The 1154-nt window shown below is 68.4% G+C and carries 1 protein-coding gene; it reads right to left on the bottom strand.

All coding sequences use genetic code 11. From position 1 onward, the window contains the following. Positions 1-1154: phage/plasmid primase, P4 family (locus tag ACFWSK_RS37815; RefSeq protein WP_383796748.1), on the bottom strand; the 1154-nt coding region annotated here is incomplete at both ends.

A 1154-nucleotide genomic window follows, 5' to 3' on the forward strand; every position in this document is an offset into this window, starting at 1 on the left:
AGTCCGATGGTTTCTCGGATGCGGGCGGCGAAGGCGCGGGAGGAGGTGGGGGTGATGCCTTCGTTGCGTGACCAGGTTTTGTAGGCGTTGTAGAGGTGGGCCTGTTCGACGCGGTGGTGGGGCTGGAGGGTGCAGCGTTCGGTGAGGAAGCGGCCGGTGTGGTCTTCGGTTTCGGCGTAGGCGGTGGTGGCGATGCGGACGGTTTCGGGTCCGGTGAGGTCGCGGGGGCTGTTGAGGTAGTGGTGGGCTCCGGTGATGAGCCAGTTGAGGATGCCGGGGCCTTCCTCGGTGACGAGGATGTCGGCGAGGTTGTCGATTTTCCGGTGGTCGGAGACGACGCGGTCGAAGGGGATCAGGCGCATCCGGCGCCAGAAGGCGTAGCCGCCGGTGCCGACTTCGGGGCGGTGGTTGCCCAGGAGCCAGAGTTTGTGGGTGGGTGCGAAGGAGAAGAAGTCCTGGCGCATGCGGCGGGCCTTGATGCGGTCGCCGCCGGTGAGGAGTTTGACGCGGGCCTCATCGAACCGGTCGCCTGGTCTGACCTCGGAACACACGATGACCCGCCGGCCGTGGAGCTCGGCGAGGTCGGTGGGGTGTCCCTCGAAGGGGCGGGCCATCAGGAACCCGGGAGGCGCGGCGTCGGCGTAGTCGCCCAGGAGTTTGATCAGGACGTCCAGGAGGACGGACTTGCCGTTCTTCCCCGACCCGAAGAGGAACGGCATGACCTGCGCCCCGACATCGCCGGTGAGGGAGTAGCCCAGCAGGAGATGCAGGAAACGGATCATCTCCGTGCCCTGCTCGTCGTCCCCGAACGTGTCGGTCAGGAAACGGTCCCAGCGCGGGGTCGGCATCCGCCGCGGGCCGATCGACGTCGAGCGGGAATGGAAGTCCCGGTCCGGGTCCGGGGCCCGCAGCACCCCCGACCGCAGATCCACGATCCCCGCCGGCGTGCACAGCACATACGGGTCCGCGTCCAGCGCCCCCGCGGTCAGCACCATCCCCGGCGCCGACCTCGCCTGCACCAGCAACGCGTTGATCCCCGACGTGCTCAGCGCACGACGCCGGTGCTTACGCAGAGCCGCGTCCGAATACATCCCCCGCGGATCGGTCGTGGCGATACTCTCCGCCATCTCCCCCGCCGCCCACAACACCGTGTC

It is taken from the genome of Streptomyces sp. NPDC058620 (assembly GCF_042717135.1).
Classification (GTDB): Bacteria; Actinomycetota; Actinomycetes; order Streptomycetales; family Streptomycetaceae; genus Streptomyces.